Below are 16,043 nucleotides of genomic sequence, written 5' to 3' on the forward strand. Positions count from 1 at the left end.
AATGGGTTCCCTGAGACTTGCGGTCATTACGTTCGTTTCTAGCCAGTGAAGGATTGCCAAGAATAATCATTGCAGATACTTGGCCAATGTTAATGGACTACTCACGTATCAACTACGAACACAACGGCAAGGCATACTATGATTTACAAGATCAAACCCAAAATACTGGTATTAGCAATTGTTCAAGGGATTGCTTTCCAACCAAATGACGCGCCTGTACCATCTGGGTATATTAAAGATATCGGTCAAGCCTACAATGAGACTAGAGGCTTTGGTTGGGTGCGTGAAGATAGCTTAGGCAATACTACACACACTCCCCTTGATATCCAACTCAATACACGCGATCGCAACCAAAGTGGCATCGATCGGCGACTAAATAGACTGATTCATCTGCAATATCCTCCTAGCAATGCGGGAACAGCAGTCACGATACCTGCTGCTTGGGAATATGCCCTATCTAATGGTTCCTACAATGTGACTGTTAGCGTCGGTGATGCTAGTAATACTGTAAATAGTAAGCACCAGATCAATATAGAAGGGATGGCTGCTATTTCTGGCTTTGTACCAACGGCAACCAAAAAGTTTGCCGCAATTACCCGGATTGTTAATGTTGCCGATGGCAAGCTCACAATTGATGCTAAAGGTGGTAGGAATACCAAGCTCAACTATATTGCGATCGCACCAGGTAATCGTCCCTCGATCAGAACGACCAATCCCAATGATGGTCAGACAAATCTCTCGCCAGATATTTCGATTACAGCAGACCTAAATCTTCCCAATAGTGGGATTGCGGTTAATACTATTTCTGCCTCAACCATCAAGCTGATCGATAGCACTACTAATACACAAGTCAATGCCAATTACAACACTTCCGGTGGTGGAGATGTGATTGTAGTGTCTCCGATAAATCGTCTCAAGAACAATACCAAATATTTGTTACAAATCACCGACGGGGTTAAAGATAGCAATGGTGCTGCATTCTTACCCTATAGCATCAGTTTCACAACAGGCACCTTTGTGAACCCAGTAAGCAAGATTACTTTCGAGCAAATCTCACTAGCGAATGTACCTACCAAATCTTACACCACAGTCTTGATTGGGCCTGACAATAAACTATATGCTGCCACCTTACTAGGTGAGATTTTGCGTTTTCCGATCAATGCTGATGGCACTCTGGGTACGCCACAAACGATTTTCTCATTGCAGACTGCAAATGGTGGTAATCGAACGATCGTTGGTATGCACTTCGATCCCTCATCAACAAATGCCAGCAACTTAATTCTCTGGGTAACAAATAACTACTACTGGAATGGAACCATTGATGCACCAGAATGGAGTGGTAAGATTACTCGTTTAAGCGGCACCAATCTAGAGACAGTAAAAGACTATGTGGTTGATTTACCGCGATCGAGTCGGGATCATCTAACCAATAGCATTGAGTTCAAGCCTAACGAGCCAAACGTGCTGTATGTGTTGCAGGGTAGTAATAATAGTACGGGTGCACCAAACACTGCCTGGAGTAATCGTCCTGAGCGGTTGTTAACTGCTGCTGTATTACGAGTTGACCTCTCTAAAATCACCTCACCTCCTTTAAGCGTTAAGACGGAAGATGGAGGTACTTATAACCCCTTTAATCCGGGAGCAGCTGTAACTATCTTTGCTAGCGGTATACGTAATGGCTACGATCTGGTTTGGCATACCAATGGTCAGTTATATGTGCCAACAAATGGTTCGGCGGCTGGTGGCAATACGCCAAATACACCTATCTCTTTACCTCTTGCCTGCCAAAACCGGATTGATAAGGCTACTAATGGGGCTTATACTACTCCACCTGTGCCTGCTCTTAGCAGTCTAGGCACGCAGCGAGACTTTCTGTTTCGCGTTGTTAAAAATGGTTATTATGGCCATCCCAATCCGAAGCGTTGTGAGTGGGTGTTGAGTGGAGGAAATCCCACAGCTGGTACAGACCCAGTTCAGATCAATGAATATCCCGTTGGTACTCTACCCGATCGGAATTGGAAGGGTATTGCCTTCGATTTCGGAGAGCATTTTTCACCTAATGGCGTTATTGAATATCGTAGTAATGTTTTAGGTGGTCAACTGCGAGGCAAACTGCTGGTGACACGCTTCAGTTTAGGGAAAGACATCATTGTGCTAACACCAGGTGGCGCAAACTTGGATATTGTAAATTTCCAAACGGCTATTAGTGGCTTCACTGGTTTTAATCCAAGTCCATTGGATTTGGTTGAGAATCCCACGAATGGAAATCTCTACGTGGCGCAACTCAGTCAAGAGACGGGCATGGGCAAAATTACACTTCTGCGTCCACTTAATTAATATCAGTACCGAGCGATCGCAATCAATTCATGCTTGTAGCTGAAAAGGGTTTTTACTGAAACTGCAAGCATTCATTTTTTTGTATCTACTCTCCAACAAGCGTACTTTTATAATTCACTCCAAATTACGGTTGCATCTAGCGCGACCGTAAACTTTTCATATGCATTTATCTAAATCAATGGTTACGAAGCATCCAGAATTTTATAACCCGCAACTTGGGTTAATATGATGTTAATACTTAATTCAAAACAATTCGGCGACAATAATTTGCGAATGTACAAAAGCCAGCAGCGGGATTTGAACTCGCGACCTTCCGATTACAAGTCGGATGCACTACCACTGTGCTATGCTGGCAAGTTTGACGATTACTCTTAATTAGCAACCACGATTTATCATTGTACCATAATCCATTTATTTGTCTAGCTGTAAATTCTAAAAAATATCTGCTTCATCATAAAATTAGGCTAAAAGACCAGAAATTTTAGCAATATCGCTGCTTTTGTACGCCTAGATGGTTGTTCTGGCGTTGCCATTGTGATGAACCAGAAACAATCAGGGATTCTGAATCATTGATAAAGTTGATAAATTAATACTTATAGCAAAAGCTAACTCAAATCCTGGGCTGAACCCAAAAATATCTAGTCAGTTCTAAAACTATATTTTCTTGGCACAGCTGAATAAAGGAACAGAAATATATAATTATTTTTTACAGATTACAAGCATGGCAGCATTGCTCGGACGAGATTTATTAAGTCTAGCGGACATCAGTTCTACGGAACTTCAAGAACTCCTGCAATTGGCAACTCAACTTAAATCACAGCAGTTGAAGTTACAGTGTAATAAAGTTTTGGGGTTGTTGTTCTCCAAAGCTTCAACTCGTACACGGGTAAGTTTTACAGTAGCGATGTACCAACTGGGTGGACAGGTAATCGATCTCAACCCTAATGTCACTCAAGTTAGTCGTGGTGAACCTTTGCAGGATACGGCGCGGGTGTTAGATCGATATCTGGATATTTTGGCAATTCGCACTTTTGCCCAGCAGGATTTGGAAACTTTTGCTCACTATGCCAAGATTCCGGTGATTAATGCACTTACCGATGCAGAACATCCTTGTCAGGTATTAGCTGATTTATTGACGATTCAAGAAAGCTTTGGCACTCTAGCTGGGTTAACTTTAACCTACGTGGGTGATGGGAATAATGTGGCTAATTCTCTGATGTTAGGCTGTGCTTTGGTAGGGATGAATGTCAGAATTGCTACTCCTACGGGATATGAGCCAGATTCTAGGATTGTAGAGCAAGCAAGAGCGATCGCTAATCACAAAACTGAAGTCCTCCTCACTCACGATCCAGAATTAGCTGCTAAGGGAGCTGCTGTACTTTATACTGATGTTTGGGCGAGTATGGGGCAAGAGGCAGAAGCTGATAATCGGATGCCAATTTTCCAGCCTTACCAAATTTCGGAGCAGTTATTGAGCCTTGCTGATCCAGAGGCAATTGTTTTACACTGCTTACCAGCCCATCGTGGTGAAGAAATTACTGAGGCAGTTATTGAAGGTTCCCAATCACGAGTTTGGGAACAGGCAGAAAATCGTCTCCACGCTCAAAAAGCTTTACTTGCAAGTCTTTTAGGGGCAGAGTAAGGGAATAGGGCACAGGGGATAGGGTATAGTTTTCTTCCTTATAACCTGTAACCTGTAATATTCTTATTTGTCAAAAGGCAAAAGAGAAGAAAATAATTTTGCTTTTGCCTTTCATATTTTTACTTTTCTCTTGTTATAGGGAGTTTTTTGTAGTACTAATGTTCTAGAGACATTTATAATTACTTCCCGCAAATTTATGGAACGCCTAACAGAAGCTCAACAAGAACTTTACGAATGGTTAGCAGAATACATCAGAACGCATCAGCATTCGCCTTCTATTCGGCAAATGATGCAAGCGATGAACCTGAAGTCACCAGCACCAATTCAAAGTCGTTTAGAACATTTACGCACCAAGGGATATATAGAATGGACTGAAGGACAAGCGCGAACGATTCGGATTTTGCGTCCTGTTAAGCAAGGTGTACCAATTTTGGGCACGATCGCTGCTGGTGGTTTAATAGAACCGTTTACTGATGCTGTAGATCATTTAGACTTTTCTAATTTCGATTTACCTCCCCAAACCTATGCTTTGCGGGTAGCTGGCGATAGCATGATTGAAGATTTAATTACTGATGGCGATGTGGTATTTCTGCGTCCAGTAGCAGAACCAAATCATTTAAAAAATGGCACTATCGTCGCCGCCAGAGTTGATGGATTTGGTACAACATTAAAACGTTTTTATCGCCAAGGCGATCGCGTTACTCTTAAACCAGCAAATCCTAAGTACAATCCCATTGAAGTCATGGCTCAACAAGTGCAGGTACAAGGTTCTCTCATTGGTGTTTGGCGTGGTTACAACTGAGTAATCGGGAATGGGAAAGATAAGTACCAATGACCAATGACCAATAACTAAATAAATATGTACCTGACGCAAAATTCAGTGCAGCAACTGCCCACTTTCCGGTTGAAATTACCGTTTGCAAGGGAAAGTAAGGGCAGTTATTACACTCCGCAACCATTACCAGGATGCCCAAGAATGCCTGTGTCTCTGCAATTACGGCAATATCAGCGACAAGCGATCGCTAGCTGGTTTGCCAACAATGGCAGAGGGACGCTAAAAATGGCTACTGGTAGTGGTAAAACTATTACTGCACTAGCGATCGCTTGTGAATTATATCAGCAGATTAATTTACAAGTTCTGGTGGTGGTGTGTCCCTACCGCCATCTCGTCACCCAATGGGCGCGAGAATGTGAAAAATTTAATTTGCAACCCATTTTAGCTTTTGAGAATTTACGCACTTGGCAAAGTCAACTTTCTACGCAAATTTATAATCTGCGTTCTGGTTCTCAACGGTTTGTCACGGTGATTACTACCAATTCCACTTTAATTGGGGATGGATTTCAGTCTCAACTTAAATATTTTCCCGCGAAAACTCTAATTATTGGGGACGAGGCCCATAATTTAGGCGCACCCAAGTTAGAAGAAAGTTTACCGCGTAGTGTTGGGTTGAGACTAGCTTTATCTGCCACACCGGAAAGATATTTTGATGATTTTGGGACGCAATCTTTATTTGATTATTTTGGCCCAGTTCTCCAGCCAGAGTTTACTTTGAGAGATGCGATCGCTCAAGGTGCTTTGGTACATTATCTGTATTATCCAGTGTTGGTAGAGTTAACTGAAGCAGAAAGTATTGCCTATTTAAAGTTAACCAAAAGAATTGGGCGATCGCTACTTTACCGAGATAAAGAAAATGGACAAGCAGGAAGTTTTGAAGACAATGAAGATTTAAAGCCGTTATTGATGCAAAGGGCAAGGTTAATTGGTGCGGCGGAAAATAAATTAAATGCTTTACGGGATTTAATGGCAACTCGCCGCGAAACTACTCATACTCTTTTTTATTGTAGTGATGGTTCCCAAGATGCGGGACAACGTTCATCTCTACGCCAACTCAAAGCTGTTGCTAAAATTCTCGGAGTGGATTTAGGGTATAAGGTAAGCACCTATACAGCCCAAACAACTTTACAAGAACGCGAAATTTTGCGCCATCAATTTGAAAGCGGGGAATTGCAAGGTTTAGTCGCAATTCGTTGTTTAGATGAAGGTGTTGATATTCCAGCAATTCAAACTGCGGTGATTTTATCGAGTTCTGGTAATCCCCGTCAGTTTATCCAGCGACGGGGGCGAGTTTTACGCCCTCATCCTGGTAAAGAACGCGCCACTATATTTGACATGATTGTTTTGCCACCAGATTTAGATAGAGAAACTATAGAAGTTGAGCGCAATCTGTTAAAAAAGGAATTACGGCGCTTTGTGGAGTTTGCCGATTTAGCTGATAATGCAGGGGAAGCAAGAATGAAGTTACTTGATTTACAAAAGCGCTATGGTTTATTAGATATTTGATGATGAACTATATAGTTGTATTTTTTTGTAAAAATTTTCAAGTTTTGAAAAAACAAGCATTAAGTATGAAATAATAAAATTATGAATTAGATCATAATGGGATGTAAGTAGCTTTAAAAATTTCACTTACATCCCATTATTATCTAGATTGTTAATATTAATAATAACAGAAGATAATTCAATAATAAAGTCTTTTTTCAAAGAAAAGTATAAATTTAAAAAAATAGTTTTTACAAAATTAAAGAAAACGATAACAGTGGCTTTACGGAGGTAAATACAGCACTAGACAAAGTTAAAATATGGAAAATCTATATTTCCAAACCGAAGATGTCACAAGATGCGAATATCGATGATGTGCAAGAGCCAATAAACAGCGCTCCGCCGGAGGTACGGCGAATTATTGAGCGGGTATGGAAGCTGGAAAAAGGCAGGTTAGATAAGAAGATTAACAGCCATATAAATGATAATATTTTGGACATTATTAAGGAAGAGGTGCGATGAAGCTGACTTCAATCAAGCTATGCAACTTTCGCTCCTTTTATGGTACGACACCAGAGATGTTCCTGGCTGGTGGAGATGTTCAGAATACGACGATTATTCATGGCAATAATGGCTCTGGTAAAACCAGTTTACTAAATGCCTTTACGTGGGTATTATATGATAAATTTAGTGCGGCGTTTGCATCAATAGAACAGTTAGTTAATAAGCGTGCGATCGCAGAAGCTCAAAAAAATCAAGCCGTAGAATGTTGGGTAGAAATTGGCTGGGAACATGAAGGTAAACGCTATCGAGTTAAACGCGCCTGTCGGGGTTATAAAAACGAAGGTGATTTTGACGCTGGCAAAACTCAATTAACCATGTGGGTTGGTGCGGATGATGGCAAATGGAATATACCAACTCAGCAGCCAGACGATATAATCAATCAAATTTTACCCGCTACTTTACATCAATATTTTTTCTTTGACGGCGAACGAATTGAAGAAATAGTCCGTTCTGATAAAAAGGCTGAAATCGCCGAAGCTACAAAAATTTTCTTGGGTGTAGAGGTAATCAACCGTTCCATCAGACATTTAGGAGATGCTAAAAAATCTCTAGAAAATGAATTAAAAGCGATTGGTGATTCTGAAACCAAACAACTATTACGACAGCAAGAAAAAATAGAACGGGAACGCGAACGCATTACCAAACGACAAACCGAAATTAAAGAAGAGTTAGAATATCAACAAACTTTTAAAAAAGAGACAAGTAACCGTTTGCGAGAACTCAGTGCAGCTAAAGAATTGCAAGAAAGATGGCAAGATTTAGAATTGCAGAAAGCAGCGAATCAAGAAGAATATAAAAAAACAAAGGAAGCGCTGAAAAAAGTTATCTCTGCGCGGGGTTATACCGTTTTACTCTCAGAAACTACATCCCAGTTTCGAGGAATTATCAATGATTTGAAGCACCGCGGCGAGTTAACCTCTGGAATTTCACGAGAATTTGTCAATGATTTACTCAATTCTCAACGCTGTATTTGTGGTGCAGAGTTACATGAGGGTAATCATTCTCATACTCATGTGAGTAACTGGCTAAATAAAGCAGGTTCTTCGGCGGTGGAAGAAACTGCAATTCGGATGATAGCTCAAGTAGATGAAATTGATAAGCAAGCTATAGGATTTTGGGAAGAAGTTGATAGAGAACAAAGTAGAATTAATCAGTTAAGGCAAAGCATATCTCAAATTGAAGGTGATTTAGACAATATTCAAGAACGGTTAAGAAAAGATGCTAATGAAGAAATTAGCAGTTTGCAAAAACGGTTAGATGAAATTGAAAGTAAAATTGATGAGTTGAATCGAGAACAGGGTGCAAATCAGCAGCAAATTGCTCAACTGACAACTGAGATTGAAGGTTTAAATAAACAAATTGCCAAGCAAAAGCTGAATGAAGATAAGCAAACTCTAGCACAACGACGAATTAATGCCACTCAAGATGCAATTGAACGGTTAACGGAAGTTAGAAATCGTCAAGAACAACAATTTCGCCTGCAACTAGAAAAGCGAGTACAAGAGATATTTATGGAGATTTCTGTAACTCCATACATTCCTAAAATTAGTGAAAAATATGAACTGACATTAGTAGAAAATACTACAGGTATAGAAGCACCAGTTGCAGCATCCACTGGGGAAAATCAAATTCTCAGTTTATCCTTTATTGCCAGCATCATTGACAAAGTAAGGGAATGGAGTGAGAAACGAAAAATGATGATGATTCCCGATAGTAGTACTTTCCCAATTGTGATGGATTCACCCTTCGGTAGTTTGGATGAGAATTCGCGGCGACACATTGCGAAGACAATTCCCCAATTAGCGAATCAGCTGATAGTTTTAGTTACTAAAACTCAGTGGCGGGGTGAAGTTGAAGCAGAGATAACAAACAGAATTGGTAGAGAATATGTGCTTACGTATTATTCTTCTAAGCCAGATTGCGAACAAGATTATATTGAGTTGGGTGAAGAAAGATATCCTTTAGTGAAACAAAGTCCGAACGAGTTTGAGTATACGGAAATTATCGCAGTTGAACGCAATGGGTAATTACTCACGGAGAGATGGAGAGGCGCAAAGGTTTTTTCTTGGTTACATTTGATAAAAAGAGAGGAATAAAGTTATGGTTGCGAGTCCAGACAGAAATTATATGTCTCCCCAGGAATACCTGGAATGGGAACAAGACCAAGAAATTAAATATGAATATATTGATGGTGAAGTTTTCGCCATGACTGGGGGTACTCTTCCCCATAATGATATTGCTTTAAACTTAGCTTCAGCCTTAAAAAGTCACCTGCGAGGGAGTGGGTGTCGGGTGAATATGGCGGATGGGAAAGTAGGTGTATCTGAAAACGGGCCTTTTCATTATCCCGATGTTGTGGTGAGTTGCGATGAACGGGATAAACAAGCTATTCAATTTCTCCAATATCCTTGTTTAATTGTTGAAGTTCTTTCCCCAAGTACAGAAGCTTACGATAGAGGTACAAAGTTTACGCGGTATCGTCGCATTCAGACTTTGCAAGAATACGTTCTCATCGATGCTGAAAAAATTGGTTTAGATTGCTTCCGGTTAAATGATAGAGGACTCTGGGAGTTACACCCTTATGAAGAAGAGGATGAGGTTTATTTAACTAGTGTTGATTTTAGATTTCCTATTTCTTTGGTTTATGAGGATGTTCAGTTTGCAATATAAATTTTGGAGAAACGAACCGCCAAGGCGCAGAGAACGCGGAGGAAAGAGAGGGCGTAAAATTGGAATTATCCCTCACTAATTAGAAGTTATTTTATGAGTATTAAAACTGAAGCAACTATTGAAGATTTGTACCACTTACCTGACAATTGTAAAGCAGAGATTGTCAATGGAAAATTGGTGCTGATGTCTCCAAATGGATTTTTACCAGGACATGCAGGCGGTGAAATTTATGTAAGTTTACGGGATTATGAACGTCTGACAAAAAGTGGTTACGCTTTACCTGATAACGTCGGTTTTATTATCAATCTCCCTAATCGTCGTTCTTTAAGTCCTGATGCTGCGTTTTATACTGGCAAACCTACAGGCGGGAAGTTTCTTAATGGTGCGCCTGTGTTTGCTGCTGAGGTACGAAGTGAAAATGATTACGGTGATAAAGTTGAGGAAGAAATGGCTAATAAACGCCGTGATTATTTTGCGGCTGGTACGTTAGTAGTTTGGGACGTAGATGTGCTTAAAGAGGAAGTTATTAGAGTATATCGCGCTAGTAATCCTGAAGAACCGCAAGTTTATCGCCGTGGTGAGGTGGCTGAAGCTGAACCGGCAGTACCAGGATGGACTATGTTAGTGGATAATTTGTTTGTTTAGCGATCGCCCACATACTAGTATAAAATAATGCGCCAATAATTACTATCACTTCCAACTTTCGGTTAAAATAGCAACAATGTAGATATTAAAACAATGGCTGCAAATAGAATCAGGGTTGCTAAAGATAAGGCTGAGTTAGTGAAATCTCTAGTCGCATCAAAAGACACAACTGGGCCTTTTCAAACTTATGTAGAAGTTATGGTGTTTGCAGCAGCATTAGGCGTTAAAAATAAAAAGCGGGTTCCTTTGGGAGAAACTACAAAAAGAGAACCATCTCCAATTCCACAAGAAAATTTTGCTTCATTGGGATATGACCTAATCATTAAATTATTAGGAATCAATGAAACTAAAGATATCAACATACTTTCATCTAGAGAAGAACAAGATGAAGATAAACGTACTCAAATATTTGAAGAGTATGCTAACGCCGGACTGGAAATTTTACAAAACGAGTTGCGGGGTTCTGTTGACTACTCAGAGCGACTTCTATTAGTTCTTATTTCTGAAAGAGGAGCAAAAGAACAGCCAGAAGAAGAATTTGACCTCAGCAAATTCTTAACTTGATTTTTTCACTTGCTTAATTAAGTTATTAAATATGAAAAATATAGCGTATTATTGTCAACGCTTTGCTGAATTAAATGTGAGTAGTAGCCGGAAGCGTGGTAATGCTCAATATAAACCAATATTACTTTTATCTGTAATTGATTTGATTGCACGAGGTATCATTACTACTAATGATATTCCAGTTTCAGACGAATTAATTCAAACATTTGAGAGGTATTGGAATGTAATTGGTTCTCCGTCTTACAAAGGTGGTTTACACTATCCTTTCTTGCATCTACAAAATGAAGGCTTTTGGTACTTGAAATTTAAGCCTGAATTTAATGGGTTACAGCCAAAGACAATTAACAAACTAAAAGAGGCTGTTGAATACGCATATCTAGACAATGAATTATTTAATTTTTTGCAAGATGAGTTTTACAGAAAAGAACTAATTGATGCACTTGTGGCAGCTTTCTTTTCTGATAATGAAAATGATATAGAGTCTATTTTACAAATAAATCAAACTTTTCAAGATGATGCGTTAGATATAGAAAAAATAATTGAAGCAGGAAATTTAGAGACTAATCCAAGATGGAGCTTGAAACGAGCAGTTATTAGAAATGCTTTCTTTCGGAAAGCAATCGTACACGTTTATGACTACAGATGTTCCTTCTGTGGACTAAAAGTAACTAGAAAGGTAAATCAAAATATTGTGGATGGCGCACATATAAAGCCATTTTCACAGTTTTATGATAATAAAATTCATAATGGAATTGCTCTTTGTAAAAATCATCATTGGGCATTTGACAGGGGTTGGTTTGCTGTAGATGAGCAATACAAAATTATAATTAGTAATGATTTGGAAGAAGCATCTCCCCATGCTAAACCTATGAAAAATTTTCATGGTGAAACAATACTTCTACCAAATACAGAGCAACACTTTCCAGAACTGGAAGCGCTGCAATGGCATCGCCAAAATGTATTTCAAGCATAATTAGAGGATAAGTGGAAGTCCTACCGCTTTCGGTTCAACAAACTTGCCATCAAAACCTATAGTTTTATCTTCTAAAGTTCTAGCATCGGCCAAAGCTTTACGAAGTTCAGCACGTTCCATCTGTTCCTGAATTCCACCCAAGATGTAAACCAATAACTTCGCGGCCAAATCTCGTCCAGCAACCTGCACCCGCTTTTTATTTGGGTCATACAAAACCCCATACCAGAGAGATTGGGGATATTCCATACCACTAAAACCACCTTGCTGGTCAAACTTCCGCAGTTTCTTACAAATATCTGCGAGTGAAAAACCTTTTTTAAAAACCAAAATTCCTAAAGCTTGCGCTAATGCAACTTGAGCAACTGGACGGAAAAGCATATTTCCTTCACCTCCATCTTTCTCAAAGCTGAAGCGCCGTAAAGCTGGTGTATCCTCGTGTTCTAAAATTTTATAACTAGAAAGACTAGCCAAAGAATCAAATAGCTTTTTAAATTCCTCAATTCCCTGCTCAATTTCTTCGTCCTCTGGACGCATAGGAATTAAACCTTTCTCCAAGGGTTTCCAGTGAGGAAACTTATGAACTAAATATCGCTCAGACATATCTTGGAGAGCTTGCAAAGTGGTCAAAACTGTAGAATTGGAAGCTACTGTTGCACTATTCCAATTAACACGAGGATTGCGCTCTTGTCGTTGTTCTAATAGTGGATGTGTAACTGCAATTTTTCTAGCAACGATCGCAAAACCATCATCTTCATTCAACTGTGTTAGTTGCCCTTTAGTCAACGGTGCAGCCATCAGGTTGACATGAACAAAAATTGATCTCACCCTCCGCCTTGCCTCGGTGCGAGTTTCCCCAGCCGCTACTGCACAGATGAACTCAATACCAATTTTTTCCTTGGGTAAATTTTGCAAGTAAGCAAGGTCTACTTGGTACTTTTCTATCAAATCATTGACTGTAATAAAACTGTCATCAGCACCTTTATCTTTTTTATAACGCTGGAGTTTACGAGTTTTAATTAACTCCATCAACCCCTGAACCCCCATTAATCGGTGTTGACCATCTAGTGCATAAATGGTTACATCATCCTCAGAAATATTTAGCAGACCCACTTTAGCGTCTTTATCTAGGGGGACGAAATCAGTAGTAGACTTGGTGGCGCGTCCTTCGCTATCCCACTCCGCAGCTTTGGGATTATCCACCCACGGTTGATTAATTACTACTAGCACTGGCGGAAACTTATGGTTGTGTCGAGCCGCCAAATACTGCACTAGTGGCGCTTGACGTGACCAATCAAGGGGACGCTGTTGAATTTCATCAATACTATCCGCGTCAATCTCGACATTATCAGTTTCAGGATTATACTTTTTTTGAAACAGAGGTAAGCCAGAGGCGAAGTGAACCCGGCCTGCGAACCATTCCAGTGTAACAGAGCTAACATAAGCCTCAGTACCACCCATCTCGGTTTTTTGAACGAGAATCTGATCTTTTCTCCCTAAAAACTTCTCTAGGAGTAAAGCTAGTACCTGTTTTTCCTTGTTTTCCCGTTCCAGGTATTCTCTAGCGATGTCAGCCGTTGGGTCAGATGCAGTATCTTTCATGTTAAATTTTAAAAACAGAATAGGATTATGTCGTTTAATTATCCAAAAATTTGGATATTACTAGTAAAGTTTTTAAAAACTTTTTTTCAACTCACTAAGGTGGGTTTCGTCTGTGTAGCCGCGAATTCTATTCGCCCGGATATTACGCCAGTGTTTCCAGAGAGAAGGAGAAATGACTACAGCACAACAACCAGAAAAGATAGTTCAACAAGCACGTACTGTAGCAGAGTTAGTGGACTATATCCAAGCTCTCACTATTGAAATTCAAGAATTGTATTGTTTAGATGAGATACCTTGGGTGGTGGGCTATTCGGGCGGCAAAGATAGTACTGCTACCTTACAGCTTATCTGGAATGCGATCGCAGCACTACCAGTTGAAAAGCGAAAAAAGACTATTCATGTTATTACAACTGACACACTAGTAGAAAACCCTGTAGTCTCTGTTTGGGTACGCAAATCCTTAGAAAGGATGAAAGTTGCTGCTCAAGAACAGAAAATGCCCATTGAGCCACATTTATTACACCCAGAAATCAAAGAGACATTCTGGGTAAGCTTGATTGGTAAAGGTTATCCAACGCCGCGAGGAAAATTTCGTTGGTGTACAGACCGTCTGAAAATTCATCCTTCTAACCACTTTATCCGTGATGTAGTTAGAGTAAATGGGGAAGTTATTCTTGTTTTAGGTACGCGCAAAGCTGAAAGTATCAAACGTGCTATCTCAATGGAAAAACATCAAGCAGGTAGCCTAAAAGATCGTCTTATTTCTGATTCAAGTTCACATACATCTCTGCTTTACCATAGTGCAAGCTTACCTAATTCTTTAATATATAGCCCTATCGAAGATTGGCGTACTGATGAAGTTTGGATTTACTTAAATCAGTGGCAAAACCCTTGGGGATATAGCAACAAAGACTTATTCACCATGTATCGAGGTGCTACAGCAGATAATGAATGTCCTTTAGTTGTTGATACTTCTACTGCTAGCTGTGGTGATTCTAGATTTGGCTGTTGGGTTTGCACAATTGTTAGTAAAGATAAATCAATGGAGGCAATGATTCAAAATGATGAAGAAAAAGAATGGATGCAGCCTCTATTAGATATTCGCAATGAATTAGATAATAGAGATGACCGCGATAAAAGAGACTTCCGTCGCATCTGGGGAGAAGTTCAACTTTTTGAACGTCATGTAGATGGTGAAACCTCTATTGAACCAATTCATGGTCCCTATACTAAATATTGGCGTGAACATTGGCTTAGACGATTATTAGAAGCGCAAACAAAAACCCGTCGTACAGCGCCAGAAAATATGCGCGATATCACCCTAATTACTCTAGAAGAAATGAGCGAAATCCGCCGCATTTGGCTAGAAGAAAAACACGAATTTGATGATAGCTTACCCCGGATTTATCAAGAAGTGACTGGCGAAGAATTTCAAGATCCCCGCCCTGGTGCAGACTATAGCCTACTAGGTCGTGATGAATGGATAGTATTAGAAGAAATCTGTGAAGGTGACGCGATGCACTTGGAACTCATGGCGAAATTGTTAGACACAGAACGCCAGTATCGCAAAAAAACTCGTCGTGTGGGGATATACGATACTCTAGAAAAATGTTTTAATACGAGTTCCCGTTCTCCAGAAGACGCGATTAAAAATGCTCGTTTGAAACGCGAATTAAGCGAAGCAGTTAGTCAAGGTGATGTTGCAAAAGTCAAGCAGATGACTTTGGGCGATGTTGCAGCAATCAATGAAATAGATGAAGGTAAAACTGAAAGTGATGAAGAGGTAACTTGGGCAAGTATGAAATTTAAAAAGGAAAATTCAGAATAATAGAAGACGGGAGTCAACCAAACTATTTATACAAATTTTTTATGAAGCTGCATAGAATTCGATCCCCCCTAGCCCCCCTTAATAAAGGGGGAACCGGAAAAACATCTGTCAAAGTCCCCCTTTTTAAGGGGGATTTAGGGGGATCAAGATATGTGCAACTTCACATTAAATTGGTATTAAAGAACGCTTGACAAAGCTGGGTTATCTTAAAACAAGCGAGGTTCTATGATTCAAGCCATACACAAATTAGTAACTTTTGAAGATTTTGCAGCTTGGCGGCCGGAGGGTGGGAGATACGAATTACATGATGGCGTGATTGTTGAAATGGCACAACCAGTGGGAGATCATGAGGATGTTGTTGGTTTTTTGGCGCTAAATATATCTATCGAAATTGGGCGAAAAAAACTTCCTTACTTCATTCCAAAAACTGTATTAGTCAAGCCATCTGAAGGGGAATCAGCTTATTCACCAGACATCTTAATAATCAATCGACCAAATTTAGTGAATGAGCTTTTATGGAAAAAAGAATCAACTGTATCTCAAGCTGCATCTATTCCCTTAGTAATTGAAGTTGTTAGTACTAATTGGCGAGATGATTACTACAAAAAATTAGCTGATTATGAAGCTATAGGTATTCCCGAATATTGGATTATAGATTATGCGGCTATAGGTGCTAGGAAGTTTATTGGCAATCCTAAGCTGCCTACTATATCCATTTATCAATTAATTGATGGTGAGTACCAAGTTACTCAATTTAAAGGCGATACCCATATTGTCTCACCTACTTTCCCAGAATTGAATTTAACCGCCGAACAGATTTTTCAAGCTGGAGGTGTGCAAATCTAGCCACGCTTATCAATACAGAGACAGATATAATCGCATTTCTTAACAGTTAGTGATG

General features: G+C 39.8%; 13 protein-coding genes and 1 tRNA gene. 12 read left to right on the forward strand and 2 right to left on the reverse strand.

Annotated elements, in window-relative coordinates:
- Nucleotides 1-138: 138 nt before the first annotated feature.
- On the forward strand, nucleotides 139-2,337 hold the full coding sequence (locus tag V7K53_RS18160) for an Ig-like domain-containing protein (protein WP_335198866.1): 2,199 nt from the start codon (nucleotides 139-141) through the stop codon (nucleotides 2,335-2,337).
- A 282-nt stretch (nucleotides 2,338-2,619) separates the two neighbouring features.
- Here V7K53_RS18160 and V7K53_RS18165 read toward each other — a convergent pair.
- A tRNA-Thr gene (locus tag V7K53_RS18165) sits at nucleotides 2,620-2,691 on the reverse strand.
- A 367-nt stretch (nucleotides 2,692-3,058) separates the two neighbouring features.
- On the opposite strand from V7K53_RS18165, the gene argF reads away from it, so the two are divergent.
- The 9 genes from argF to V7K53_RS18210 all read left to right on the forward strand — a co-directional run bounded on the left by argF (nucleotide 3,059) and on the right by V7K53_RS18210 (nucleotide 11,715).
- Nucleotides 3,059-3,979, forward strand: a complete 921-nt coding sequence (argF, locus tag V7K53_RS18170) for an ornithine carbamoyltransferase (protein WP_335198867.1) — start codon at nucleotides 3,059-3,061, stop codon at nucleotides 3,977-3,979.
- 196 nt (nucleotides 3,980-4,175) lie between these two features.
- A complete protein-coding gene (gene lexA / locus V7K53_RS18175; RefSeq protein WP_104901782.1) occupies nucleotides 4,176-4,781 on the forward strand; it encodes a transcriptional repressor LexA in 606 nt (201 codons plus the stop codon).
- A gap of 57 nt (nucleotides 4,782-4,838) precedes the next feature.
- The gene (locus V7K53_RS18180; protein ID WP_335198868.1) at nucleotides 4,839-6,320 is read left to right on the forward strand and encodes a DNA phosphorothioation system restriction enzyme; all 1,482 of its coding nucleotides are present in this window, start codon (nucleotides 4,839-4,841) and stop codon (nucleotides 6,318-6,320) included.
- 327 nt (nucleotides 6,321-6,647) lie between these two features.
- Nucleotides 6,648-6,821 carry a hypothetical protein gene (locus tag V7K53_RS18185; RefSeq protein ID WP_167306198.1) on the forward strand — a complete coding sequence of 58 codons (174 nt, stop codon included), beginning with the start codon at nucleotides 6,648-6,650 and terminating at the stop codon, nucleotides 6,819-6,821.
- Nucleotides 6,818-8,890, forward strand: a complete 2,073-nt coding sequence (locus V7K53_RS18190) for an AAA family ATPase (protein ID WP_335198869.1) — start codon at nucleotides 6,818-6,820, stop codon at nucleotides 8,888-8,890. The genes V7K53_RS18185 and V7K53_RS18190 overlap by 4 nt, the downstream gene beginning before the upstream one ends.
- Nucleotides 8,891-8,963: 73 nt before the next feature.
- Entirely contained in the window at nucleotides 8,964-9,533 is a 570-nt protein-coding gene (locus V7K53_RS18195) for a Uma2 family endonuclease (RefSeq protein ID WP_335198870.1), read from the forward strand.
- A gap of 93 nt (nucleotides 9,534-9,626) precedes the next feature.
- Complete coding sequence (locus V7K53_RS18200; RefSeq protein WP_335198871.1) at nucleotides 9,627-10,178, forward strand: Uma2 family endonuclease; 552 nt, start codon at nucleotides 9,627-9,629, stop codon at nucleotides 10,176-10,178.
- 93 nt (nucleotides 10,179-10,271) lie between these two features.
- Entirely contained in the window at nucleotides 10,272-10,742 is a 471-nt protein-coding gene (locus V7K53_RS18205) for a DNA phosphorothioation-associated protein 4 (protein WP_335198872.1), read from the forward strand.
- Between the two features lie 31 nt (nucleotides 10,743-10,773).
- Complete coding sequence (locus V7K53_RS18210) at nucleotides 10,774-11,715, forward strand: HNH endonuclease (protein ID WP_335198873.1); 942 nt, start codon at nucleotides 10,774-10,776, stop codon at nucleotides 11,713-11,715.
- On the opposite strand, the gene V7K53_RS18215 is transcribed toward V7K53_RS18210, so the two are convergent.
- Nucleotides 11,716-13,314: a DGQHR domain-containing protein gene (locus V7K53_RS18215; RefSeq protein WP_335198874.1), complete on the reverse strand. Its 1,599-nt coding sequence runs from the start codon at nucleotides 13,312-13,314 to the stop codon at nucleotides 11,716-11,718.
- Nucleotides 13,315-13,486: 172 nt separating this feature from the next.
- Between V7K53_RS18215 and dndC the strand changes: the two genes are divergently transcribed.
- Nucleotides 13,487-15,142 carry a DNA phosphorothioation system sulfurtransferase DndC gene (dndC, locus tag V7K53_RS18220; RefSeq protein WP_335198875.1) on the forward strand — a complete coding sequence of 552 codons (1,656 nt, stop codon included), beginning with the start codon at nucleotides 13,487-13,489 and terminating at the stop codon, nucleotides 15,140-15,142.
- A 225-nt stretch (nucleotides 15,143-15,367) separates the two neighbouring features.
- Nucleotides 15,368-15,988: a Uma2 family endonuclease gene (locus V7K53_RS18225; protein ID WP_335198877.1), complete on the forward strand. Its 621-nt coding sequence runs from the start codon at nucleotides 15,368-15,370 to the stop codon at nucleotides 15,986-15,988.
- Nucleotides 15,989-16,043: the final 55 nt, after the last annotated feature.

It is taken from the genome of Nostoc sp., assembly GCF_036917355.1.
Lineage (GTDB): Bacteria > Cyanobacteriota > Cyanobacteriia > Cyanobacteriales > Nostocaceae > Nostoc.